This is a genomic window from Bacillus sp. FSL L8-0654 (genome assembly GCF_038629965.1).
GTDB lineage: Bacteria > Bacillota > Bacilli > Bacillales > Bacillaceae > Bacillus > Bacillus safensis.
In genome coordinates this window covers 3,619,018-3,644,661 of the sequence record NZ_CP152026.1, presented here as the reverse complement: position 1 = coordinate 3,644,661, position 25,644 = coordinate 3,619,018, and the positions used below count along the sequence as shown (strand labels likewise).

At 39.8% G+C, this 25,644-nt stretch carries 22 protein-coding genes and 1 riboswitch; of the genes, 11 read left to right on the top strand and 11 right to left on the bottom strand.

What is annotated here, in order from left to right; genetic code table 11:
* The first annotated feature begins 98 nt into the window (after window positions 1–98).
* From MHH65_RS18780 to MHH65_RS18765, 4 genes are all read left to right on the top strand, one after another.
* Window positions 99–1,334, top strand: a complete 1,236-nt coding sequence (locus MHH65_RS18780) for a TerD family protein (protein ID WP_125586971.1) — start codon at window positions 99–101, stop codon at window positions 1,332–1,334.
* Window positions 1,335–1,498: 164 nt separating this feature from the next.
* On the top strand, window positions 1,499–3,142 hold the full coding sequence (locus MHH65_RS18775) for a T7SS effector LXG polymorphic toxin (protein ID WP_125586969.1): 1,644 nt from the start codon (window positions 1,499–1,501) through the stop codon (window positions 3,140–3,142).
* A gap of 2 nt (window positions 3,143–3,144) precedes the next feature.
* A complete protein-coding gene (locus tag MHH65_RS18770; protein WP_125586968.1) occupies window positions 3,145–3,396 on the top strand; it encodes a hypothetical protein in 252 nt (83 codons plus the stop codon).
* Between the two features lie 893 nt (window positions 3,397–4,289).
* The gene (locus MHH65_RS18765; protein ID WP_268423043.1) at window positions 4,290–5,483 is read left to right on the top strand and encodes an MFS transporter; all 1,194 of its coding nucleotides are present in this window, start codon (window positions 4,290–4,292) and stop codon (window positions 5,481–5,483) included.
* A 94-nt stretch (window positions 5,484–5,577) separates the two neighbouring features.
* Here MHH65_RS18765 and MHH65_RS18760 read toward each other — a convergent pair whose 3' ends face one another.
* The 3 genes from MHH65_RS18760 to MHH65_RS18750 form a co-directional block, all read right to left on the bottom strand.
* Complete coding sequence (locus MHH65_RS18760; protein ID WP_024423990.1) at window positions 5,578–6,480, bottom strand: shikimate dehydrogenase; 903 nt, start codon at window positions 6,478–6,480, stop codon at window positions 5,578–5,580.
* Between the two features lie 18 nt (window positions 6,481–6,498).
* Window positions 6,499–7,680: an MFS transporter gene (locus MHH65_RS18755; protein ID WP_070326227.1), complete on the bottom strand. Its 1,182-nt coding sequence runs from the start codon at window positions 7,678–7,680 to the stop codon at window positions 6,499–6,501.
* 447 nt (window positions 7,681–8,127) lie between these two features.
* Window positions 8,128–9,147, bottom strand: coding sequence for a LacI family DNA-binding transcriptional regulator (locus tag MHH65_RS18750; protein WP_098677051.1), 1,020 nt, complete (start codon window positions 9,145–9,147; stop codon window positions 8,128–8,130).
* A 264-nt stretch (window positions 9,148–9,411) separates the two neighbouring features.
* A riboswitch (glycine riboswitch) is annotated at window positions 9,412–9,491 on the top strand.
* A gap of 164 nt (window positions 9,492–9,655) precedes the next feature.
* Here MHH65_RS18750 and MHH65_RS18745 point away from each other — a divergent pair.
* Window positions 9,656–11,002 (top strand): amino acid permease, encoded by a 1,347-nt coding sequence (locus MHH65_RS18745; protein WP_061110315.1) that lies wholly within the window; start codon window positions 9,656–9,658, stop codon window positions 11,000–11,002.
* 47 nt (window positions 11,003–11,049) lie between these two features.
* On the opposite strand, the gene MHH65_RS18740 is transcribed toward MHH65_RS18745, so the two are convergent.
* Window positions 11,050–11,730: a DUF3169 family protein gene (locus MHH65_RS18740; protein WP_041118373.1), complete on the bottom strand. Its 681-nt coding sequence runs from the start codon at window positions 11,728–11,730 to the stop codon at window positions 11,050–11,052.
* Window positions 11,727–11,933, bottom strand: coding sequence for a helix-turn-helix transcriptional regulator (locus MHH65_RS18735; RefSeq protein ID WP_003215336.1), 207 nt, complete (start codon window positions 11,931–11,933; stop codon window positions 11,727–11,729). Before MHH65_RS18735 ends, MHH65_RS18740 begins: the two co-directional genes overlap by 4 nt.
* Before the next feature lie 170 nt (window positions 11,934–12,103).
* On the opposite strand from MHH65_RS18735, the gene MHH65_RS18730 reads away from it, so the two are divergent.
* On the top strand, window positions 12,104–12,727 hold the full coding sequence (locus tag MHH65_RS18730; protein ID WP_046312645.1) for a CoA pyrophosphatase: 624 nt from the start codon (window positions 12,104–12,106) through the stop codon (window positions 12,725–12,727).
* Window positions 12,728–12,738: 11 nt separating this feature from the next.
* Here the strand turns inward: MHH65_RS18730 and MHH65_RS18725 are convergent, their stop codons facing one another.
* Both MHH65_RS18725 and MHH65_RS18720 read right to left on the bottom strand, forming a co-directional pair.
* Window positions 12,739–13,221 carry a DUF4188 domain-containing protein gene (locus MHH65_RS18725; RefSeq protein WP_061110314.1) on the bottom strand — a complete coding sequence of 161 codons (483 nt, stop codon included), beginning with the start codon at window positions 13,219–13,221 and terminating at the stop codon, window positions 12,739–12,741.
* 4 nt (window positions 13,222–13,225) lie between these two features.
* The gene (locus MHH65_RS18720; RefSeq protein ID WP_061110313.1) at window positions 13,226–13,777 is read right to left on the bottom strand and encodes a PadR family transcriptional regulator; all 552 of its coding nucleotides are present in this window, start codon (window positions 13,775–13,777) and stop codon (window positions 13,226–13,228) included.
* 191 nt (window positions 13,778–13,968) lie between these two features.
* On the opposite strand from MHH65_RS18720, the gene MHH65_RS18715 reads away from it, so the two are divergent.
* From MHH65_RS18715 to MHH65_RS18700, 4 genes are all read left to right on the top strand, one after another.
* On the top strand, window positions 13,969–14,793 hold the full coding sequence (locus MHH65_RS18715) for a hypothetical protein (RefSeq protein ID WP_098677052.1): 825 nt from the start codon (window positions 13,969–13,971) through the stop codon (window positions 14,791–14,793).
* Between the two features lie 328 nt (window positions 14,794–15,121).
* Complete coding sequence (locus MHH65_RS18710; RefSeq protein ID WP_342497882.1) at window positions 15,122–16,981, top strand: beta-glucoside-specific PTS transporter subunit IIABC; 1,860 nt, start codon at window positions 15,122–15,124, stop codon at window positions 16,979–16,981.
* A 4-nt stretch (window positions 16,982–16,985) separates the two neighbouring features.
* Window positions 16,986–18,452 carry a glycoside hydrolase family 1 protein gene (locus MHH65_RS18705; RefSeq protein WP_098677053.1) on the top strand — a complete coding sequence of 489 codons (1,467 nt, stop codon included), beginning with the start codon at window positions 16,986–16,988 and terminating at the stop codon, window positions 18,450–18,452.
* 30 nt (window positions 18,453–18,482) lie between these two features.
* On the top strand, window positions 18,483–19,331 hold the full coding sequence (locus MHH65_RS18700) for a PRD domain-containing protein (protein WP_098677054.1): 849 nt from the start codon (window positions 18,483–18,485) through the stop codon (window positions 19,329–19,331).
* A gap of 97 nt (window positions 19,332–19,428) precedes the next feature.
* Here the strand turns inward: MHH65_RS18700 and MHH65_RS18695 are convergent, their stop codons facing one another.
* Window positions 19,429–20,607, bottom strand: coding sequence for a Rap family tetratricopeptide repeat protein (locus MHH65_RS18695; protein WP_075621418.1), 1,179 nt, complete (start codon window positions 20,605–20,607; stop codon window positions 19,429–19,431).
* A gap of 410 nt (window positions 20,608–21,017) precedes the next feature.
* Here MHH65_RS18695 and MHH65_RS18690 point away from each other — a divergent pair, with 410 nt between their 5' ends.
* Window positions 21,018–21,230, top strand: coding sequence for a hypothetical protein (locus MHH65_RS18690; protein ID WP_098677055.1), 213 nt, complete (start codon window positions 21,018–21,020; stop codon window positions 21,228–21,230).
* A gap of 32 nt (window positions 21,231–21,262) precedes the next feature.
* Here MHH65_RS18690 and MHH65_RS18685 read toward each other — a convergent pair whose 3' ends face one another.
* Genes MHH65_RS18685 through MHH65_RS18675 form a run of 3 tightly spaced genes read right to left on the bottom strand, consistent with a single transcriptional unit; the run spans window position 21,263 to window position 25,615 of the window.
* A complete protein-coding gene (locus MHH65_RS18685; RefSeq protein ID WP_098677056.1) occupies window positions 21,263–22,024 on the bottom strand; it encodes an ABC transporter ATP-binding protein in 762 nt (253 codons plus the stop codon).
* A gap of 13 nt (window positions 22,025–22,037) precedes the next feature.
* Complete coding sequence (locus tag MHH65_RS18680) at window positions 22,038–24,365, bottom strand: ABC transporter permease (RefSeq protein WP_098677057.1); 2,328 nt, start codon at window positions 24,363–24,365, stop codon at window positions 22,038–22,040.
* Entirely contained in the window at window positions 24,362–25,615 is a 1,254-nt protein-coding gene (locus MHH65_RS18675; RefSeq protein WP_098677058.1) for an MFS transporter, read from the bottom strand. Before MHH65_RS18675 ends, MHH65_RS18680 begins: the two co-directional genes overlap by 4 nt.
* Between the last annotated feature and the right edge of the window lie 29 nt (window positions 25,616–25,644).

Sequence of the window (25,644 nt, the reverse complement as noted above, 5' to 3'; positions counted from 1 at the left end):
TTGAAATGAGATAAAGATATTCATAGGTTCTATTATATAATTTGGTATAATTGATCTATAAAAGCGATAAATGGTAGATAAAGAATAGGAGTGTTGAAATGAATCAAACTCTGCAAATGGGTGCCAATACCGTACTAAACTCTCCAAAGGGACAAGTATCCATCAGTTATGAAGTATCATCTGCAATTGATATTTCTTTAACAGCGTTTCTCTTAACAGATTCAGATTTAGTTCAAGGAGATAATGGCATTATTTTTTACAATCAGCCGGAGAGTGCCACGGGTGTCGCGACACTTTTACCAGCAGAGATATCTGGTCAGCTGAAAAGGCATCAATTGAATTTTGATATGAGCAAAGTGCCTGCTGGAATCACAAAGGTGGCGATTACACTAACAGAGGATCAAGGAATTGGCTTTTCTCAAGTGAAGAATCTGCAAGCAGAAATTCGAACAGGTGATGAGGTGCTATACCTAACACCAGTAAATTTTACAAATGAAAAGGGTATTGTCGTAGTAGAGCTATATATCAGAAATGGTGAAACGAAAGCACGATCCATCTGGCGTGGCTTCGATTCTGGATTGGAAGGGTTATGTAAGCTTTTTGGGGTAGAGGTTGAACCTGATGAACAGGGTGTTTCTATACCTCCCCAAATGACTTCTGAAAAACTAATTGATGAGCCTGCTCCAATGAAGCCAGCTGCTAAAGAGAAAGTCGCTGCACCTATCAGCTTAGAGAAAGTTCAAGGTAAAATAAGTCTAGACAAAGGTCATAAACCGATCATCATTGAAAAAACGCCTGAGATTACAGCTACAGTATCCTGGGAGTCTGGAACCGATTATGATATTTATGCATTGGTCTATACGAAGTCAGGAAAACAAATAGATGTGGCCATGTTTGGTGCAAAAGGTGTTCCTGCTCTTAAAAGTTACGGAAACGGAGCTGTGGAGCATATGGGAGATGTCGGTAGAGACCGTGAATCGATGAAAACAGAAGTCATTAAATTACGGTTAAATGACGATATCCTTGCTGTCGTTCCAGTTGTTTATTCTGCTCAATCAAACGGGACAGGTTCTTTTTATAGATATAGAGTATCTATGAGCATCGACAATCATCAAGGAACATCTGTGACGATTCATTCCAAACATGCCAATGACAATGATCGTATTTATTCTTGTGTGCCAGGTATGCTTCAAAATACAAATGATGGGGTGATCATCCGTCCGCTAGAGCTTTACAGCAAACCAAATTCCGAGCGCAGACCTAAATTAAAAATGAAGTCTTCTAATGAAATTGATGTTTTGATGGATAAAGGACCGATCAATGATTATAAATAAAATGAATGTATGGCTGGACAAAACAAAGTGCATTGTCTAGCTTATTTTATTTGATCGTTGAATAGAGAGTCTATTCCATTTTTTATGTCATTTAGCCTATTTTTCCGTTTTAATGGTCACGGTAAAATAGACTTTATGATCAATAATGGAGGGAGTGACTTCTTCTGGGCAAGATACTTGATGCAAAAGCACTAACCAGTGCCATGGACACAAGGGCAAAACACTATCAGGAACTCCGCGAACAAATGGTCGATTTAAAAAAGGCATTACAAGGTGTGGCCAACCTCGGTGACGATTTCACTGGGAAAGGTGCCGATAACATTAAAAGCTTTTATAAAGAGCTGGCTGGAAATGTAGACATGTTTATCAGCTTCATTGATAAGCAAAAAGCCTTTCATGAAGGTGTTTCTGGGACACTGGATGATACGAGTTTTGGCGGCGATACCTTTATAGAGGAACACTTTTTAGACAACGCAGTACATATGGGCATCAAAAACGCCAAAAGCATTGTAAAGGATCAAAAAAAGGCACTCAAAACGATTTTCCAAGACATTGATGACCTCATTTCCCTAGAGGTATTTGATAGCCAAACCTTTGATGAAAAAATAGAGGATGCGGAAGATGAACGAAAAAAGACGGTCAAAGACCTGAGAGAGCTTGATCAAAATTTAAAAGATGAATATGCTTTGTCAGAGACGGAACAGCAAGCTACAATGGCATTGTACGCTGAAATGATGAATGCGACAAATGACGGAAAAGCGATTTCGCCTATGAATTTTGACAAGAAAGCGTATCAAAATAGCGAAATTTACAAGGCAAAAAGCGATATTGAGAAGCAAACTGCTGAATATCTGAAAATCAAAAAAGAACAAGAAGAAGCCCGCAAGATCGCAAAGGAACAAGAGGCACTCGCCAACCGCCCTTGGTATGAAAAAGCGCTCGATTATGGTGGAAACATCGTCAATGAACTGACTGGTGTGAACGATGCAAAACGTGCCGCAACAGGCGTTGATCCAATCACAGGGGAAGAACTCACCGCAGGCCAGCGAGTCGCGGCAGGCGGAATGGCAGCAGCTGGCTACATCCCTATCGTTGGCTGGGCAGGACGCATTTTTAAAGGCGGGAAAGCCGTCTATAAAACCACCCAAGCCACGTCAGCTGCAGTCAGAGCGGTCGACATCTACAAGACATCACAAAAATCCTTTGACGCCTTAAAAACATCTCAAAAAGGTTTATATGGTCTCACAGCCACTAACGGCTTCAGCGAAGCGATCACAGGCCGAGACATGTTTGGAAACAAGATCTCAAAAGAACAGCAGGAAGCGAGTATGAACGCGGCGTTGGGAATGCTTTTGCCGTTTGGGGCGAAAGGGTTTCATGGTAAAATAGGGTTTAAGAGTGCTGATAGAGTTCAAACTGGTGCCAGGGAACTTTCAATAGATGCATATCTAAAACAACTTGATAAAGCAGAAGAAATGTATGAGTCTTTTAGAAAGACAAAAGCTGATATAAAGCCTATATCTAAGAATACTGGAATGCCCGAACACAGGATACAAAGAATAAAGGAGCATTTATTTATAAAAGAGCATATAAAAGAACATGGGGTTGGGCGTTTTGATTCAGATTATCAAATAGCACAAGCCTGGGATAGATTACAAAAAGGAACTTATAAAAAGAATGATATTGACTTGTTAAATCACGAACTTTTTGAATCAAAGTTTGAAGGGATATTCAAGACAGATTACAGGACCGCACATGATAAAACAGTTGAATCTGGGCGTCCATGGTATCCACCAAAGGAGGAATAAAATTGGCTTCGTATGTTTTATTATTAAAGGAATATGAGGATGAAGAAACTGTAGTTTACAAATTTGGACCTAATGAAGCGGTAATGGGTAAGATAGAGTTAAGTAAAATAACTAGGAAGTTTAGAGAGTTAGAGAGCTTACCAGATCAAAATATCCCCAATGAGTTTTATTTTGATCGAGCGGCTCAAAGGTTAGCAGTGTGCCTTGTAAGAGAAGGTGGCATATTTCCAGAAAAAACGGCTTTTGAATCTTAGTACCCACAAAAACCTTGATGGATAGTATCCTTTCAAGGTTTTTTTATTAAGGAAAACAAAATTCATCTTGGTTGAAAGGGTGATTAAATAAAAAAGATCGTACTTTTTTGATTGTGTGATACTTGAAAGGAGACATTTTAAAAGATCAAATATAAACGTAAAAATTTTGTTGGATTTAAAAAGAAAGGTAACTAGTATGAATAATAACCAAAAAACAAAAATCGAAACCTTAAAAAGAAAAAACAGAAGAAAGCATTTAATAAACGAATTAAGCTACATGACACTTCCAGAACACCCCTTTTTAGATATCGAGGAAAATCAATTGTTTTGTCAGAAGGTGTTTGCTTTCCTTCAATCGAGAGAACATAAAATCCAAATACATGGAGAACACTATCGAGAGCATGAAACTTAAAGTGAATGTGAATGAAGTCTTTATTCATTTAAATCGCCTTCTTGAGCAAACAAAATTTTTAAGTGGGTATGGGGATTTTATTTTAGTGGTAGAGGATTTCCGTTTTGGATTATGCATCGAGAGAACGGAATATTTTTATGAGCTAAGTATTTGGGGGCTGCGATGAACAGAATTGAGACATCATTTAAGGAGTGGAATGAACCACTCCTTTTTTCTATCGATGGTGTCATACGCTTGATCAATGAATTCCCTTCAAATTTAAGCAATTCACTATCTTTACCTTTCGCATTCGTATAAAATAAGAGCAGTGAAAAATTGAAGAAATGCTTGATACATGAAGGGCGTGTAAGCTGTGAGCTGCATGACATGATGAGATGTATGAACGTGAAGGCTGCAAAGCTGTTCTTCCTCACATATGAGATCTTGTAAGCGTAACCATTATTTGTCACTTCATTGCGATGGTGTTGAGGGGTGTGTCAGGATGAGGAATCCGTATGTGAGAACGGCTTCTAGTCTGTATATTAATTATTTTTTATTGGGTATGGTCAATATTATTTTGGCTTCAAATATGCCATTTTTAATCAAACAATTAGATACCAATAGTGCGGGAATTAGTTATATGATTTCGGCGCTTGGCATTGGCAGGGTGCTCACGTATGGTTTATCAGGCGTACTGTCAGATCGTTTTGGGCGTAAGCCGGTCATTCTGGTTTCTGGTGTGCTGATGGCGGTGTTCCTCATCGGAATCCCATTGTCTCCGAATTATCAAATCGCGTTTGCGTTTGCGATTTTGGCAGGGGTCGCGAATTCGGCAATGGATGCAGGAACGTATCCTGCGTTAATGGAGGCGTTTCCGCAAAACTCGGGATCTGCGAATGTGATGGTGAAGGCCTTTATCTCCATTGGGGCAACCATTTTGCCACTGGCGATTTACTTTTTAGCAGAGCATGATTTGTTTTATGGAATGGCATTTTTTGTTCCTGCTCTAATCTATCTTGTGAATGTCTTGATGCTGTGGACCTTGCCATTTCCGAATCATCGCAAGGTGGAGCAAGTCCAGGTAACGGAGCATGACGGACTTCCGCGCTTCTCGACAGAGCCTACATTTTGGAGAGAAGGGATCGCACTCATTGTGATCAGCTTTACGTCAAATGGACTGTATGCGCTGCCGCAAATTTGGCTTCCTACGTACGGTGAGGCCATCTTGGGGATGACATCGGGCAGTGCTGTAAAACTGCTCAGTTACTATAGCATGGGCGGGCTGCTGTCTGTCGTGATGCTCGCGTTTCTGCTGCGCCGTTTTGTCCGTCCGGTCACTGTACTGCTGATCTATCCAATCATTACACTTGTATCCATTTGTGTGCTCTTGGTCGTGAAATCACCAGTTATAGGAACCGTCAATGCGTTTGTATTGGGATTTTCAACGGCAGGAGTTTTTCAGCTGACGTTAACTGTGATGGCTGAATTCTTCTGGAAAAACAAAGGGACGATGACTGGGATTATCTCTACAGCGGGCGGCGTGTCGGCTATCGTCATCCCGGTCGTAACAGGTTTAATTCAGAGTCACGCGTCCATTTTACAAATCTTTATGTTCGATGCAGTGGTGGCTGTTGCGGCCATTATGGGCGCACTGTATATCCTGTATCGATACCGCCAAGTCATGGTACATGATTAAAAAAAGACGACCTCCGCAGGAAGTCGTCTCAGCGTGTAGAGCTGAAAACAAAGGGCTAAAATGATATCATTTTAGCCCTTTGTCTATTTATGTTTTAGAAACGGTCATTTTCAAAAAGAATTTGTTTTACTTGATCAACTGGCATATCTTCACCAGTAAAGAGTTTGTAAGCAAGTGCACCTTGCCATAGCATCATTCCAAGACCGTTAATGGTTTTGGCGCCAGCTTCCTGTGCTTGCGCAAGAAGCTTTGTTTTTTGCGGGTTGTATACGACATCTGTCACGATCAAATCTTCACGAAGTACATCAAGTGTATCATCGATAATGCTGAGTTGATCCAGTGGTTTCATGCCAAGGCTTGTCCCATTTGCCAGGATCGCACTTTCTGCTACTTCACGGCGGAACGCGTCTTTGTCTTCAAGTGGGAAAATGTTTGCTTTGACACCGAATGATTTCATTTCGTTGTTGATGTAATTTACATTTTCTTCTGCTTGAACAAAGTATTGATCATTACGAGCAAAAATACTAATTTCACGAATGCCGGACTGTGCAAGCTGAATCGCAATCGGAGTCGCAGCACCGCCAGAGCCAACGAGAGTGACCTTCTTACCAGCTAATTCAACACCATGTTCAATCAAGTTTCTTACATATCCAAGACCATCTGTGTTGTAGCCGATGAGCTTACCATCCTTGTTCACTACAGTGTTACTTGCACGTGTATATCTTGCAGAATCATCTAGTTCGTCTAAGTAATCCAATACTTTCATTTTGTTCGGCATAGAGACGTTAAATCCAGCTGCACCCATTGCTTTCATACCATTTACGGCTGCTTCTAGTTCATCATTCCCTACTTCAAATGCAAGGTAAGCATAGTTGATACCTGTTAGTGTATAGCCAAGGTTATGCATACGTGGTGAAAGGCTGTGCCCGATTGGTGTAGCAAGAAGACCAACTAATTTTGTTTTCCCATCAATATTACGTTCATGTATGTTTGTCATGATTGACATCTCCTTTAATTATCTAAATAATTTTTTCATGCGTCCAAGAACAAAGACCGCTAGTAATATGCTAATAACTGCGATGATCATATCGAAAAATAACGTCATTTTAATATCGTACGTGCTGACCAATCCACTTGTAATGAGCGGCACGAGTATAAATGCTGAGCTTGCCGCAATGTTGACATAGGATGAAGCCGTTGCTTTGTTTGTCGGGAACAATTTCATCATAATACTCATCGCCAGCTGGAAGATTCCCGCTGTAAATAGTCCTAAGAAGAAGGTGCTGACAATGACAATGCTGTACGTTTCAACTTGGAATAGTGCAAGCATCGCAAGGAACGCCCCAATTGGATAAATGATCGCCACCATAATCGGTGAAATGAATTTATCTAAGACGATCGAAAGCAATAGAACAGATACCAGTGCACCAATACTAAAATAAGATAGAAGCTGTGTAGCTTGTTCTGTGCCAAGTCCGATTAATTTTAACCCGAGCTGCGGAAGCCATGTCTGCCATACGACAAACAATGCAGTCGATGTGAATCCCATCAGTACAACAGCTAAACCTTCGCCAAGCATTTTTGGTTCTTCTTTCAGCTGGTCCTGTACTGGAAGAGCGTCTTGTGAAGAAACTTGCTTATGGTTCGGGAATGGCATAAAGATTAAGTAAATCCCTACAAGTAAATAAAGAAGTCCTAGTCCAAAGAACGCCCAGCCCCAGAAGATGTCATGTGCCACTAGGAACGCCAAGATAAATGGAAGAACAGTCGCCCCAATGGATACAGACGCTTTTACTAAAACAGAAGCCGAACTTGCTTTTTTCGGAAATGACTCTGACAAAGCAGGATAGGTTCCTGAATCAAGCAGTGAGTTGGCAATACCTGCTGATATCGCAAAGATAAATGCCAGTGTATAACTTGTTGTCGTTGGAATACCGATTAAGAATAATAAGTAAAGAAAATTTCCTGTAATAATGACAGGCTTACGTCCCCAGCTGTCGGCTAACCGGCCTGAGAAAAAGAGCGCAATGAGTTTACCAATTCCGATCGCCGATACAAGCAAGCTGATTTTCGGAATATCTACATGGTAGCGTTCAGATAAGCTGTCCATGTTGGAAGCTACAATAATATTGATCATGCCAAGCATGAAGTAATTTAAATACATGCCAAGTGACGATTTTATATAAGGATTTTTCATGTTCCCACTCCTATATTTGAAACCCCATTTAAGGTCAAATTCTTTGTGTACCCTTTGTTATTGTTTCCTTCAAAATGAATAATATGAAGCCCATCACAACACCCCTTATGTGATTGATGAAAAAATAATGAATATTCATCTGTTCTTCAATCAAGTACATCGTTCTACTAAAATGCAAAAAATAATAACAGCCTTGATTAGGAAGTGAAACTTCATGATTTGATCAGAATCATAAAAAACCACTTTTAACTGTTTTTTGATAGAAATGATGATATGACGAAATAGGTATAACGATATACTAAAAGAAGCAACGAGATAAATATACTCCTGCATTTTAAATGTGTCAAGTTTATGACTTTGTGATTTAAAAAAAGAAAAATGAAACAAAGAAATAGTTGACTTGATCAATAAAAAAAAGAGAATTGCTACACACAATTCTCTTTTTCATCATGATGGAGAGGTTTCTCTAATATGAAGTTGAGGCTTTAAAATCAATCGCTGCAGCTCTTCATCCTGTTCGTTCATTTTATGATATAAAAGGTTCGCTGCTTTTACCCCGATGGATCGGGGAAATGAGGAAACAGTGGTGAGCGGCGGATGGTACATTTCCGCTTCAGGAACATTATCGAATCCAACGACATCAATATCTTCACCAGGCTGGATGCCCCGTGCTGACAGTGCTTGAATGACTCCAAAAGCGACTAAGTCACTAAAACAAAAAATAGCAGTAGGGGGCTCAGGCTGATCCATCACTTGGGCGAGTGCTTCTTTCCCGCCTTCACGAGTAGGTTCTATATCAATAATAAGCGACTCATCAATCGTCACATTTTCTTCGTCATGAGCTCTTTTGAAACCTTTCATCCGCTCAATCCAAGTCGAAGAAGTCTTGATGCCGCCTAAAAAAGCGATGCGGCGATGCCCTTTTTGAAGAAGATGATGAACCGCCATCCAAGTACCTTGTTCATAATCAACACCGACATAGTCACATTGCACATCTGATAATTCACGATTTGCCAGTACTTTTGGGGTGCGAATTTGATTTAATTGTTTGACCGTTCGAGCAGAGCTTTTCGAAGCTGGGTTTAGAATAATCCCGCCCACTCGGTGCTCTACCATGGTGGAAATGAGCCGCTCCTGTTTATCCACACTGTCAAAGGTCGTACCAAGTAAAACAGTATAGCCCAGTGACTCAAGCGTGGTTTGCACGCCAATTAAAAACTCCGAAATAAAGGTGTTAGAAATATCCGTCACAATCACACCCACGATATTTGAGCTTTTTGACCGCATGTTGGCAGCAACGCGGTCGTATACGTATCCTAATTCCTCCATGGATTGCAGTACTTTGTTTCGAGTGGCTTCAGAGATTCTAGGATTATTTCGAACAACGAGTGATGCCGTTGAAGTCGAGACACCGGCATGCTTGGCGACTTCCTGTAATGTGACACGCTGCTTGTTCATTTTTTTCATTTATCTTCACCAACTTCAATGGATTGCCTAACTTTGTTCATCATCAAGAGGGATTTCTCTATCAGACGAGCCGAACATCTTTTGATTTATTATACATGAATCAGGGGGGATTGATGAAGTGAAGACATATGAGTAACGCCGTAAATCATAAAAGATTACCATTGACAGCTTTCAGATTGAGGCGTAAAATATGAAATTATTCAGAAATAGCAACATTTTAATTAAATAACGAAGGCTATGAATGCTGTGGGTCACACTATAGCAGGAGCAGCTTCTGGAGAGACCGCATGTATGTGCGGCGCCGAAGGGTTCACAATCTCAGGCAAAAGGACAGAAGAGTACGAAATATTGTATTTGTGGTGCATGGATGATGCCGTGTATGACTTTTCTCTATTTTGCTATTCTTTTATGACCGTGAGATTGGAGCGCATCCAATCTCTTTTTTTATGGACTTTTTTAAAGGGTTCATTATTTCAGGATAAGATCGTGTCGTAGGAGGGTGTTAGCATTGGCACAACAAGAATTAAAACGAGATTTATCAAACCGTCATGTACAATTGATTGCCATTGGCGGAACCATTGGAACCGGGCTGTTTTTAGGATCCGGAAAGGCTATTCAATTGGCAGGTCCTTCAATCATTTTTGCTTATTTAATTGTCGGGATGGCCATCTTTTTTGTCATGAGGGCACTCGGAGAATTGCTTTTATCGAAGGCAGGCTATCAGTCATTAACCGATATTGCAGAGGACTATCTCGGCCCGTGGGCTTCCTTTGTGACAGGATGGACCTATTGGTTTTGCTGGATTATGACAGCGATGGCGGATGTCATTGCGGTCGGTGTGTACGTGCAGTATTGGTTTGACATCCCGCAGTGGATTCCTGCCATCATTTGTTTATTGATTTTACTAGGATTGAATCTATTAACGGTGAAGCTTTTCGGAGAAATGGAATTTTGGTTTGCACTCATTAAAGTAATTACGATTCTATTATTGATCGGGGTTGGAATGGTTCTTTTAATCATTGGTTTTCAAACAGATGCCGGACCGGTGACAGTAACGAATTTATGGTCTCATGGCGGGTTATTCCCGAATGGTGTCACAGGTTTCTTATTGTCATTCCAGATGGTGATTTTTGCGTATGTGGGAGTTGAACTGGTCGGTGTGTCCGCAGCAGAAACAGCCAATCCGCAAAAAAACATCCCTTCTGCGATTAATAAGATTCCATTAAGAATTCTATTTTTCTATGTGGGAGCGATTTTTGTCTTACTATGTATCAACCCATGGACTGAACTCAGCGCATCAGAAAGTCCTTTTGTGAAAACCTTTGGACTCATTGGGATACCAGTAGCAGCAGGGCTCATTAATTTTGTTGTGTTGACGTCTGCGGCATCAGCTTGTAATAGCGGCATGTTCTCGACGAGCCGTATTCTGTATAATCTTAGTCATCAAAAGCAGGGTCCAGCTTCCTTCGGACGTCTGAACAAGCATGCTGTCCCAAGCAATGCCCTGTTTGTTTCGACGATTGTGGTATCGGTTGGAGCTCTTTTAAGCAAGCTGATTCCCGAACAAGCCTTTGGTATTGTGACAACGATCAGTGCCATTTGTTTCATTTGGGTATGGAGTATTATTTTAATTAGCCATTTGAAATATAAAAAAACACGGCCTGAATTGCATGAAGCATCTACCTTTAAAGCACCGTTCACACCTTTTGTGAATATATGTGTTTTGGTTCTCTTCGCTGCGATTCTAGTGATCATGCTGTTTGCAGATGCAACACGCCCCGCGCTCTTATTAACGCCGGTCTGGTTTGGTTTCTTACTATTGATTTATGCACGAAAGAAACGCCGCGCGTCATAATGAACGGAAAAAGCACAGCCTTTGCATTAGGCTGTGCTTTTGTTCATTTAACGATTTCTAATCTTTAGCACATAATTTGCATTCAAAATGATCAAAACAACACCAATGACCATGATTGAGAAAAGCTGAGAGTGATTGGCTCCAAGGGAATACACAATCAAAATAAACATGGCGCCGGTCAATAGAACATTCATCATTTGATACGTGTGAAACAGTCCGCCAAGCATCACATGCTTTTCGCCTTCGTCTGAAATAGCGAGCAGCTTTTTACTATAATCTTTGTCAGATGGACTTGGCAGGTTGCGATTAGGGTAGACAAGCTTTAGAACAGATATCGCTATATATGAACTGATAATGGAGACAATAAATAAAGCAGCATTGACGAGAATCAACCAAATGGGCTGCTCGGTGACGATCGCGATACCGATGGCAACAATGGAAAAAATGGTACTTACCGTATTGGCTAAAGTCAAATCAGTAAAGGTCCGATATTGTTTTGCCTCCAGTTCATCCTCTTCATCTCCAGAAACCGAAAGAGATACTCTTTTTTTCATACGTGAAATCCCTGAAAAACAATAAATAATCAATAAAATCGTCAATCCACTGATGACAAGAGTGGCTTCAAATGCAACATCAAGAAGTGTCATTTCAAATTCGGCTGCCAGCAGACAGTAAGCGCCGAGAAAGCCAAGGAGAGCACCTAAGAGCATTTTGTATACAGTTTTCATGAGAGTTCATCCTCCTCGAATAGAAAAATACGTTCAATGGGTTCCTGAAAAATTCGTGAAAGCTTAACAGCGAGCAATAGAGACGGCATTAACTCATCTCGTTCCATTAAGCTGATGGTTTGACGAGAGACCTTTGCACGCTTTGCAAGTTCAGTTTGGTTTAAACCATCTCGCGCACGAAGCTCTTTTAACCGATTTTTCATTCTGTCACCTCAATTTTGGTTGAAATCTTTCCTTGATTGTAAAGCATTATATTCATTTTGACAAGTAAAGTTGTCAAAATGATAAAAATAATTGTCAGAAAGATCATCTTTATTGAAAAGGTGAACCATGATACGCTAAAGGAAAGAGAAACAGAAAACAGGTGATGTCCGTGTTCATTGATCAATTAAAAAATGACTTACATCAATCACAACCGTTGTTCATTGGAGAAGAGACAGCGTTCAAAGCAGCAGTCCTTATCCCTTTGGTGCAAGTAAATGGAGATTGGCATATATTATTTGAGGTCCGATCGTTGACCATGAGAAAACAGCCGGGGGATATTAGCTTTCCTGGGGGCAAGCTTGACGGCAGCGAAACTGCACAGGAAGCTGCACTGCGAGAAACACATGAAGAGCTGGGCATTCCGCCAGAATCGGTCGAGATCCTTGGACAGCTCAGTCCTTATATCGCTTCTCCATCTTTTGTGGTATACCCATATGTCGGTATCATTGATGAGCAAAAAGTGAAACACTCCTTTAATCAAGAAGAAGTAGAGGAGACTTTTACCGTGCCTCTATCATGGCTCAGCCAATATGAGCCATACTTACATCATGTATCCGTTCAGCCAACACCAGGAGAGGACTTCCCTTATGAAAAAATCATGAATGGTGAAAAATACAGCTGGGGAAGCCGTTCGATTGAGGAATGGTTTTATGATTACGAAAACTACACCATATGGGGATTAACAGCCCGCATATTAAAGCATTTTGTGACCGTTACAAAAAGAAATTCCTAGAGAATCGCTCTCTAGGAATTTGTTGTATTCAGACGGTCCTTCGCTGTTTGTTGACCTTTACTTATTGAAATAGGGGATTTTGCTTGGCTCAGTCCGTAGGAAGGCATGTTCACGTAGATGGATTCATACGAGCCGGCTTGAATTTGGTACGTTTCATGATAAATTCCGACGGCGTCATTATTTCGTGTTCTTTGGTTAAATTCTTTCCAAGCAGCCAAATGCTTCTCCATCTTGGCATAGGCAAGGAGGTCATCTGTTGATTTCCAATATTGAATCATCGCTGTCGTGCGTAATCCAAAGTAATTCTCTGTCCCAAGAAAGCCAAGCTCATCTTGATGGGTATACAGCTCCTTGATCATGCCAGGCATCGCCATGAACACAGGCAGCCATTGATGAATGGCCCAGCGTTTGTTGATCCTCATTCCGATGATGAACACAACAATCGAATCAGAATTGTCCGTTGTAAATCTACCCGCACGTATGTCTTTTTTCATTCATTTACCCTTCCTTCTTCATCGAATGGAATGTGTCCACGCACCAATCAATTCCTGCTTGAGCCACTCTTTTTCCATAATCTAAAGTAAACAGCCAATACTTCGCATCCGCTTCATCTGGATAAAGCTCTTGAATGTTTTGTTCAATTGAAACATAAGTTTCATAACGAATACGAAGCTGCCGCTCATAATCCTGTAAAAGCACTAGTTTCTTCTCAAACGAAAGATATTGACCAAAGAATAACTTTAATAACACCTCATTACGCTCTGTTGGTAACTGATCGAGCGGCTGCGCCAGCCACTCTCTTAACGTATTCAGTCCTTTTTCAGTCAAATGATATTCCCGCTTGTCTGAGCGGCCAGAAGCAGCAGCAGGTGAAACTTCCGCAAGGCCTTCCTCGACTATTAACTTTAAAGCTGGATAAATTTGTCCATAACTGATTTTCCAAAAATGATGCAGGCTTCTATCAATTAATTGCTTCACTTCATACCCTGACTTACAATCAGTCGTTAAAATACCTAAAATCGCATACGTCGTATCATTGTATTTTTTCATATCAGCACACCTATCTAAATGATATATCTTTTAGATATATAATAAATGATGTGAAGTGGCAGATACAAGGGGTTGTTGAAAAATAAATTCGATAAAGGGAGTGGATATTTACCTGATTTTGCTAATCAGAGAGGTGAATCACTCATATATATGGATGATCTTTCATCAGATTATATATTGGAGGGGTACGTATGAGTAAATCGAAAATCTGGTTTGTGGCTGTCCTGACGGTATTAGTCCTTGGTGCAGTCAGCTGGTCAGCCTATCAAGCAATCGGAAAAAAGAGTGCATTGAATCAATCCTACGCCTTTGCGCAGAAAACAAAAGAGGGCGTGAATTGGTTTAAGGTAACGGAGAGAAAAGGGAAAGTAACCGGTCACTTGAATGAAACCATTTTAGAAGAAAGTCCGGAAATGCATTTTGATCCGAATTTATTTAAACATAAATATCAATTAACTGGAAAAGATCTCTCTGTGAAAAAACAAGGTGAAAACAAAAGCATCACATACAAAGCAGTTGATCAAAAAAAATTAAATGCGTATCAAAAAGCCATTCAAGATCGATATGATGAGTTAATTGATGACTCAGAAACTAGATTTTATGATTATTTAAGAGACTACATCAAGAAAGTAACAGGTGCTTATGGTTATCTGTATACTGCGGAGGATGGTACATACCAACTATTTCTACAAGTAAAGCACATGCATATTGAGTCTGAATGGTCAGGGGCCTTTCTAATGAGAACAGTTCCAGGGGATGGTGGTGAACCTTATAAAGAGACGAAACATAAAGCGGGTGGTGTTTCTGATGGAATCATGTTTGATATCAGTACCTATCCTCAAATCGAAGAGCACAAAACTGGTATTATCGTAGGTTCAACGAATCGAGGTGCAAAATCAATAAAACTTCCTCTGAAAATAGCAGGCGGCATCGTAGAATTTAAACCAGTCTCAAAGCAGGAATATCAAAAACAATCTGAAGCATTTAAAAAGCAGGCAGAAGAAAAGAAAAAATAGATGATGATAACCAGATGAATGAATAAATTTATCTGGTTTTTTATAATGAAGATAGTTATTGGTGAAAAAAAGAGAGGAAGGCAAACGCTTCAACTAATTAAGGAAAATGAATTTGGGTCTATAGACCTTAATAATTTTTAGAAAAATAAATGTTGACGCTTTCATATAATCAATATATACTAAAAACAAATCCAATATGAATAAATTAGACATGTGACTGGTCATGCAGGCAGGATCTAAAAACGATGAATTTCTTTTATTTGTCGTTTTAGGTCCTTTTTTTATTGCCAAAATACAGGTCTCGTGTATGAGAAAAGGGGGAGAAAAAATGGATTACACACAAGTTGCCAAAGACGTTTTACAGCATATAGGCGGCAAAGAAAACATTGCGCACCTTGAGCACTGTTCAACAAGACTTCGCTTCACGCTAATTGATCAGAAAAAAGCAGATGTACCAGCACTAGAAAAAACACCAGGTGTCATAGCTGTCAGAATGTCAGGACAATGCCAAGTGGTGATTGGGAATGACGTCATTGAAGTGTATCAAAAGGTAACAAGTTTAATAGGCAGCAGCTCATCAAGCCAAGACGTGCCATCCAATCAGCCAAAAGAAAAGAGAAAAGCAGGCACAGTCCTGTTAGATTTTATTGTCGGTGTCTTCCAGCCTCTTGTACCAGCTATCGCAGGCGGAGGAATTTTAAAATCATTTCTTCTCCTTTTCTCTTTATTAGGCTGGATGGATGCAAAGGGACAAACCTATCAAATACTGAACATGGTAGGTGATGCACCACTTTACTTTCTGCCTTTATTAGTTGCTGTAACGACGGCGAATAAACTAAAAGTAAACCCACTGGTCGCATTATCAGCAGTCGGTGCGCTCCTTCTGCCGAACATGACAGCAATGCTTACAGAAGGTGCACAATTACTGTCATTCGATGTAAAAAATATAGCTTATGCGTATCAAGTGTTTCCGGCAATCCTTTCTGTATTGCTTTACGCGCAAATGGAAAAATTCTTTACGCGGTTTTCACCAAAACCAATTCGGATTTTCTTCGTTCCGATGATGTCATTGGTCATTACTGTACCAGTTACGTTACTTCTGTTAGGACCGATTGGTTTTACAGCGGGGCAAGGCTTTTCATCTATTATTCTTGCGATGTTTAATACGGTAGGCTGGGTAGCTGTCGCAATTTTAGCAGCGGTCCTCCCATTCATGGTTGCTTCAGGCATGCACAAAGCAATGGTCCCTTATGCAGTCACAACGATGGGAACCCTTGGGAAAGAAGCGCTTTATTTACCGGCATCACTTGCGCATAATATTGCGGAAAGTGGAGCGTGTTTTGCTGTGGCACTTCTAACAAAAGACAAGGTACTCAGATCAACAGCCATTTCGGCAGGGATTTCAGCCTTTTTTGGTATCACAGAGCCGGCGTTATACGGTGTAACACTTCAAAATAAGCGAGTCCTTGGAAGTGTTATGATTGGTTCGTTTGTTGGCGGAATTTTCATTGGTTTAGTTGGTATACAAGCCTTTGTGCTTGTTGGCCCAGGATTAGCAAGCATGTCGATGTTTATATCAGATGAACTTCCGCGAAATCTGATGTTTGCTATCATTGGAGCAGTCATTTCATTTATTGTCGCATTTATCGCTGCTTTTGTATTAGGTAAAGATCGAACAGTAGAAGAAAAGACAAAGGACCAAGCTGCATTTGCTGAACAAATTGGAGCAGGAGAAACTTTCAAAAGCCCTGTGATTGGTCAAATGATCTCTCTATCTGAAGTAAAAGATGATATTTTTTCTTCAAGGGTCATGGGGGACGGAATTGCCATTGTACCTTCAAAAGGAGCACTTTATGCACCAGTAGATGGTGAGGTGACCTTGCTGTTCGAAACAAACCATGCGCTTGGTATGAAAACGGACCAAGGGGTTGAAGTATTATTCCACATCGGCATTGACACTGTTCAGTTGGAAGGACAGTATTTCCATCCAAAAGTGCAGGCAGGAGATCGTGTTCAAGCAGGAGATTTATTGATTGAATTTGATTTAGAAAAAATTATGGAAGCAGGATATGATCCAGTAACACTTGCTGTAATCACAAATACAGATCAATATGATATTAAGGTACAGCCATTACAAGAGGTCAATCGTCAAGATACATTGATGGTTGTTACACAATTAGGAGGCTAATCATATGACAAAAATCAAAGGTTTTCCAAAAGGATTTTTATGGGGCGGCGCCATTGCGGCTAACCAGGCAGAAGGCGCCTGGAATATAGATGGAAAGGGACCGTCTGTTGCAGATATTGCAATGTACCGTTCCAACTTGAGTGTAGAAGATTATGAAGGTCATCTTGCTGTTACCACTGAAAATATAGATCGTGCAATGAAAGATCCAGACGATAAAAAATATCCAAAACGCAGAGGTATCGATTTCTATCATCACTATAAAGAGGATTTGGCTCTCTTTGCAGAAATGGGATTTCAAACACTTCGGATTTCTATTGCATGGAGTCGTATCTTCCCTACTGGAGAAGAAGCGGAACCGAATGAAAAAGGGCTTCAATTTTATGATCGTGTCTTTGCAGAAATGAAAAAACACAACATAGAACCGATCGTGACTCTCTCTCATTATGAAATGCCTTTAGCGCTTAGTGTGAAATATAATGGCTGGGTTGAAAGAAAAGTCGTTGATCTCTTTGTGAAGTTCGCCAATGTATGTTTTGAACGATATAAACATGATGTGAAATATTGGCTCACCTTTAATGAAATTGATAGTATTCACCGCCACTCTTTCATTACAGCAGGAATTATTCCTGATCGCTGCCCAGAAGGAAAAGTGGAAGAAACGGTGTACCAAGCACTTCATCATCAATTTGTCGCATCTGCTATCGTAACAGCAGATTGCCATCGCATCATCCCAGGCAGCCAGGTAGGATGTATGCTGACAAAATTGACAACGTATCCGCATACGTGCCACCCGAATGATGTGGAACAAGCTTTGAAACAAAACTTAGAAAACTATTTCTATGCAGATGTTCAGGTATTTGGCGAGTATCCGCCACTGATCAAGCGCATGCTGGAGAGAAAAGATATTCATATTCAAATGGAAGCAGATGATCTTACCATTTTAAAAGAAAACACAGTAGATTTTATCTCATTCAGCTACTATATGTCTTTAACGGAGTCAGCCCAAGAAGGTTTAGAAGAGACAGAAGGGAACACAATTCGAGGAGTCAAAAACCCTTACCTTCCTTCAACTGACTGGGGCTGGCAAATTGATCCGGTTGGTCTGAAAATTTCTTTGATCGAATTGTATGATCGCTATCAAAAACCTCTTATCATTGTCGAGAACGGCTTGGGTGCAAAGGATGTAGTTGAAGGTGATGGCTCTATCCATGACGACTATCGTATTAACTATTTTAAAGAGCATTTCCGTCAAATGAGAGAAGCGATTGAAGAAGGCGTCGATCTCTTTGGATATACGAGCTGGGGCTCGATTGATATTATTAGTGCAGGTACATCACAAATGTCAAAACGCTATGGCTTCATTCACGTCGATCAAGATGATGACGGGAACGGGACATTAAAACGATCTCGAAAAGATTCATTTTATTGGTACCAAAAAGTCATTGAGACAAATGGTGAATCGCTTGATTGAACACCACAATCATGAAAACAGGTGATGACGATGTTTAAAATCAAAAAAGTTTTAAACTCGAGTGTGGTCCTGGCTGAAGATCAGAACCAACAGGAGATGGTATTGTTCGGCCGAGGAATTGGCTATGGACAGAAACCAGGTCAAATGATAGAAGAGAAAAAAGCGGACCAAGTCTTTATGTCAGTTGATAACATGAGAGCAAAAGAATTTCTTCAACTGTTAGATTCAATGCCTCAGGAGTTTATCGATTTAACTCAGCACATCGTCCAATATGCAGAAAAACGTTTAAACTCAACTTTAAATTCAGGTGTTTATTTTACCTTAATGGATCATTTGAATTTTGCAGTCGAACGTCATAAAAAGAATATTAATATTACGAATCGCGTGTATTGGGAAATCAAAAACTACTATACGGAAGAATTTGAAGTAGGGAATTACGCACTTGAGTTAGTCAATGACACATTTGGCATACAATTACCAAAAGAAGAAGCTGCTAATATCGCCTTTCACTTAATTAATGCATTAGGTGAAAAATCCGATTCGAAAGATGGTATGAAATATGCCAAGATGATCGGGAGTATTGTCAATCTTGTGCGCTATACATTGAATATGAAAATGGATCAAGAGAATATTCATTACAGCCGGTTCATTACACATGTGAAATTCTTTGTAGAAAGATTTTATGCTGATAAATTATTATCAGATCAAGAAAATGAGTTGTTTGAACAAATTGCACACTTATATCCTCAAGCGATGGATGTTGCTTTTAAGATCAAAGACTATATTAAACAGGTGCATAGTATCGTCATTCCTAATGATGAACTTACTTATCTTGCGGTACATATACACCGCCTCATATCTTATCAGCAACTAAAATAAATGTGGAACCACTTGCCTTGATGAGGCGAGTGGTTCTTTGTATGACCAATATTTTTATAAAGTTCCGATAGGTCGTTCTGTTGTACCAGGATTTTCATCATTTAATGAATTGAAAGCCCCTGTTTGTCCTAAAACAACGATGGTTAAAGCGATAATCAATAAACTCATTTTTTTCATTTGAATTCCCCCAGTCAATGATAGGATGTTTCATGCGATCAGCTTCCTTTAAAAAGAGATAGGCTTGATGAATTGCTCCCAGCTCTTCAAAGTGTTTTGCAGCTAATGCACTTAATTCACAGGCTCCTTCAGCATCCTTTAATTTTTTAAGAATGCTGATTTCATCGAAACAGGCTTGAGCTTTTTGAGCCATATCTTCAGTGAAATATAGATGGTAAAGCAAATTCATTTTTGCTGTATAGATGGGGCACTTCTCTGATTCATGTTTTTGATTCACCAATTCGAAGTAATAGAGAGCTTGTGTCCTTTCATCGATAGAAAGCAGCTCTTTCATTAACATGTACATGGAGTGATGAAAGTAACACGAAGAGAGATAGTCTTCATCACTAAGAGCCTTTTCTAGGGCATCGATACATTTTTTTGATTCGCCAGCTTCGGCGTACAAAATGCTGATATTATGATAAAGCTGTGATGTTAGAAAATGATCGTTGAGACTGTCTGCGATGTGTAATGCTTTTTTGTAGTAGTCTTCTGCTCTTATAAAGTCACCAATGTCCATATAATTAGCAGCGGCGATGACAAAGGCTGCAGCTAGTCTTCTCTCATATCCTTCATGACTTTTGAAAATATCAATAGCATTCTGAATGTAGTGTAGAGAAATCAGGCTTTGACGAAGCAGCATATATAAGTTGGCGATTTTCGTATGGAATTCTGCTACTTCTATTTCATCAGGAATGTGTTGTAGTTTTTTCTCGGCAATTTTAAACAGTCCAATGGCAGATGCATAGTCTCTTTTATATGACGCGTAAAGGGCTTTGTATAGGTAAAAATAGTATTCAATTAAGTCGTTTGTTTTAGAGGGGCAATCTGGTTCTGTCTGTTCCTTCAGTTTTGTACCTCTTCGTTCATATAACATGAGCTTATACTTGCCTTCTAGCAATGAGTAATAGGTCAAGACCTCCTGATTCTCTTCCATTTTTTGAAGTAATTCTTTTAATTCTGTATACATTGCTTTTGCACTGTGTACATCATGCTTGCGAATTGCAATTCTCCAATCATTTAAACGATTCCCCACCTGTTCAGCAGAAATGATAGCCATGGAAATTTCACCTCTTTAAGATCCTTTCACCTGTTTCATAAAAAACGATATCACAATTTTTGGAAAAATATAATCGTTTCTGTGAAGTGATTGACAAGAGGTAATAAAAGGGACCTAAGGTCATGTGATGTACGATATTGTAAGGGTGATTGCTTGTTAGCACAAATGAATAAAATCTCTTTTTGGAAGTCTAAAAAAGGAATATATAATATGGATTTTATGATAATGAACGAAAATATTACTCGTATATTTGGAATAAAGAAGTTTTAGCTATTTCAGAGGGAAAATGGAAGGTCGATCTAGGAAAGAAAATCAGGTATGATGTTGCTAGATCATGAGATAAGAAACTGATAGATGCAGCCAAAAGTAAGTATTAAACACAAATTTAGACCTTTAGAAAGGATGTTGAAATGAAAAAAAGATTTCCAAGTTTAAATAGACAAATCACAGTCATTATCGCGACTCTGTTACTTGTTTTAGTGACGATTTATATGTCAAAGAGATACTTTTATAGCAAAGAAATTGAGCTGCTGACAGAATCTTGTCAACAAGCTGGCGGCAAAATCATCTTAGAAACAAATAGTTTTTCTATGGATTACTCGTTTGAGTGCCAAAAAAAATAGAACAGGCAGTTTCCTGCCTGTTTGTTCTCAAATTAAAAACCTAAATCTTGCAGCCATTGATTTAATCTCATTTCTCGGTTCTCGGCAGTTGAGTGATCATATCTTCCTAGTTGTAAACTGGCTACAATTTCCCCGTCATTCATAAACATAATTCTTTCAGAACGAAGAGCCACCTTGGGGTCATGTGTGACAAGCAGCAGTGTTGCTCCTTCAGCGTGGATCATTGAAAAAATATTCATCACTTCTTTTGTTGTACTGGAATTAAGAGCACCTGTTGGTTCATCAGCGAAAAGTATGTCTGGTTCATTCATGAGCGCTCGGCAGATAGCGGCTCTTTGAAGCTGTCCTCCCGATACTTCTGTCAAATATCTATTTGCCAAATGATCAATATCAAGTTTTTCCATTAAATATTGAGCTCGTTCATTCAATTCTTGTCTTGGCTTTTTCTTTGCTAAATAAGCCGCAGCTAGGATGTTGTCAAATAAATTAAGATTTTTTAATAAGTGGCTGTGCTGAAAGACAAACCCCATCTCTGTTAAGCGCAGAGTAGTTAACTGTTTGTCTGTCATTTCTGATAGTGATCGGCCTTTATATTCGATCTCTCCTGTTGAAGCTGTTTCTATGCCGCTAAGCTGATAAAGTAATGATGTCTTCCCGCATCCAGAAGGTCCCATAATGGTCATGAATTCCCCATGCTTTATCGATACATGAATATCCTTAAGAATGGTTTGTTTTTGTCCTTTTAATGAATTGATATGCAAAGACAATCGCTTCGTTTCAATCAAGTATTCCATGTGAAACATCTCCTTATAAAAGTGTTTGCCTTGTCGTTTGACTAGAAAAAAACGTCTTCAATAACCAGGTGGTCAAAGCTAAATTGACAATAAATAGTGTAACGGGGTACACAACTGACACCCATTGTGGTGACAGCCACTGGAGGCTCGACGCCCCTAATGTTGCTCCTCCTATACTCATCAAAGCAGGACCAATGGTATTGACCGCGATTGTTCCAATAAAGGCGCCAAAAGAAAGAACAGCGATAAAACTCGTTATATATTGTACTGTTATATCTGTTATAGAAAATCCAATTGTTCTTAGCATGTGGTTTCGGCTTAAATCTTTCGCCTTTAACATGTGCAGAAACATGAATAGCATTAAGCTGGCGGTTCCAAAGGCAGCTAATGCAGAAAAAAATGCAATAACTTTTACAATAGCTGCTGTGCTGCCGATCGTTTGATGAACGTATTCTTTCATATCTGTCACTTTTGCAGGAGATACCTTCTTTTCAAATACTTTCTTTTTCTCTGCGATATTTACTCCTGGTTTTAGTTGGATTTGAACGGTTTGCCAAAGAGCTGTTTGAGGAAATGGCTGTGATATTGCTTTTGCTGTTTTGCCTCCATTGGTCACGTCCTGATAAATACCTGTTACCGTTCTTTGGATTTCATGCCCATTAGTTACGAGAGTGATTCTTTCTCCTATCTTTTTCTGAAGTGAATCTGCATTTAATACGGATAAGGCAATTTCTTCATTCTTTAAAGGCTGTCGTCCTTGTAAATAGTTGAGGGGAAATGCTGAGAGCTCACCTGTTTCTAAGTAGAGCGTTTCTAATGTGTTCTCCTTTGATTTCACCTGAAGAGAAGTAGTTTTATAGATGGCTGCTGTTTGTATGCTCTGATCTTCACGAATCATTGATTCTATTTCGTTTGTATTTTTCGCTAGATGATTCCCTTGGCGTATATCCATTCGAAGGTCACTTTTACCAGAGCCAAGGTATGTGATGAAATCCGGTGATTGTAAGGTATGCCATAGCTGAATAGGCATGAGCATTAAAAATGGACAGAGTGCAATAATACAAGAAATCGTTGTGTACAGCTTCTTTCGTGATATCAGATCTTTTAAACCCAGCCAAATATTGATTGGTATGAACCTGCTTTTCTTGAGGTGCATAGGTATTTTTTTCTTATGATTCGGTGAATTGATAACGCCTTGAAGTGCTTGAGCAGCTGATATTTGACCAAACTTTCTTAGGACAGCATAGCTGCAAGAGATGACGATCATTGCCGTCGCAATAGAAACAAAAAGCGGGATTAACCAATGAGCAAAAGAAGGCTGATTCCCCATGTAACGGTGGATATTGGTTGTAAACATATCACCAAATATAAGCGTTAACACATATCCTGCTATACACCCTGCACAAGCAAGCACGGCATACTTTCCAACGTATAATTGCTTGATTTTTGTTAAAGGGATCCCAAGCACCTTCAGTATGCCAATTTCACGTTCATCCTCTTCTATTGAAGCCGTCATAGCAAGATGGAGTGAGAGAAGGGCTATACTGATGAGCAGCAGGCAAACAAGCAGGAGAATGGCAATGACCATTCCATCTGTCAATGCATTCAGCATACGCAGTAAAGGTAGTGTGACAGATGGACCTTGTTGTGGCAGTTGTGATGATTGATAGATGGCTTGAAAGGTATCTGTCTGAGCGACATCATGTAGTAAAAATTCGATTAAGTACTCTTTGTGATGAAACACTTGATTTATTGCATCCCAATCCTCGTTATGAAGAAGAAATCTTTTTGAACTGACAAGACTGGGGTTCATTTGTGCATCTCGCAAGAACGCTTTGATGCGAAAGGTGAATTGATTAGCTCCTTTCTCAATCAGTAACGTTTCACCTATGTTGAGCTGATACTTTTGTTGAAAATAAATTGGGACAGCCACTTCTCCTTTATTGACAGTGAGCTTTTCGTTTTGTTCATTTAAAAGAAAATCAAAGTTGCGATTTTGCTTCACAAATAAATGATCCATCACACCTGCTTTGGCAGGCTCATGTCCGAACCTGATGTTTGCATGTTCAATTGGTATCATTGGGACGATTTGATGGGCTTTTACCATGGACTGCTTGCTTGAAAATGCTTCAATGTCTTTTTCATTTATGCCGCCGTCATGCATTTGGACAAAGTCTGGTGCTTTGGCAGAATGGAGCAGGTTAGAAATGGAACCATTCAGCTGTACGATCATTTGAGCTGCACTTGCTGCGAGAAATGAAGTCATCATGATGCAAATGGTTAAGCCGATTGAAATGAGACGGTGTCGGGTTAAGTCTTTCTTTATAAACGCTAATCTCATGAGGCTGCTTCTCCTTCATGCTGAAGCATATTTTTTGTTAAGCAGGCTAGTGCAAACATGAAAGTACTGACGATGAGCACCGTCACATACATGGTGGCTGAAAACGTATTGAACAAAAATCCATACATCATTTGGCCAAGCGGAGCAGCACATTGAGAAACCATTGTCAGATTGGCCATTACTTTTCCTAATTGATGATTTGGTGTTTTCTTTTGAACATGTGAAATCACAACGATTGAGATCATAGTTAGCAGCATAGCAATTGGAAGACATCCTGCTAAATAGAGAAAATAAGCTGGATAAGTACCAAATTGAAGAGCTGTTTTGGATGTTGAGAGCGCCACAGGCAGCAAGATGACTGCGATGACAAGAAGCCAGCGATATAAAGTAGGAATGCGCCAATGCTTCGCTACAAGTCCAACTAGCAGAGCCCCCGCGATGACAGCGAACTCAATCAAGCCCATGCCTATTCCATACATGATGTCACTGCTCTTCATTGTGACCCTTAAAATGATTGGTCCCCCAACAATAAAAAATGGTGTAAGGATGAAATTTAACATTGCGGCAAGCAGCATGGCCCTTTTTAAAAATGGCTGGCTGCCAATATAAGAAAATCCTTGTTTCATATCTTTTATGAGTACCTTGCTCATGGACTCTGTCAGCGGACTAGGGGAGAAGGAAATGTTTAGCCGTAAAAGCATGCAGGCTGATAGAAAAAATACGATGGCACTCGCACCGATGATGGATTGGCTTCCAATCATTCCGTATAGAACTCCTCCGATAATAGGTGCGAGAACACCTGAAAGTGCCTGAACGCCATTGACAATGCCGTTTGCTTGTTCTAATTGCTCTTGTTTCACTAGCTGTGGAATGCTGGACATGACAGCGGGAGCATAGAACGTACTCATCACGCCAAGCAGTATCATGACAGCTCCGATCATATAGAGTGAATCATTTCCCGAAAATAACCAAAAATAAAAGGCAAGAATCATCATGCCGGTGAGGACATCAAATAAAATCATTAAATTCCTTCTGTTAAATCGGTCAGCGATTGCACCAGCTAACGGTGAGAGAAGGAGCGGGATATTGGATAAAGCGAAAAGTAAGGCATATAAATCAACTCGATGCGTCATATCCAGTACGTGTAAAGATAGAACAAACCGAATGAGAGAAGATCCGAAAACGGAAATAATCTGTCCGAGAACGAGGTAGATAAAGTGGGATGACCCTCTTTTGGATAACAAAGACATGAATATCACTCTCCTTTTAGACCGACCGT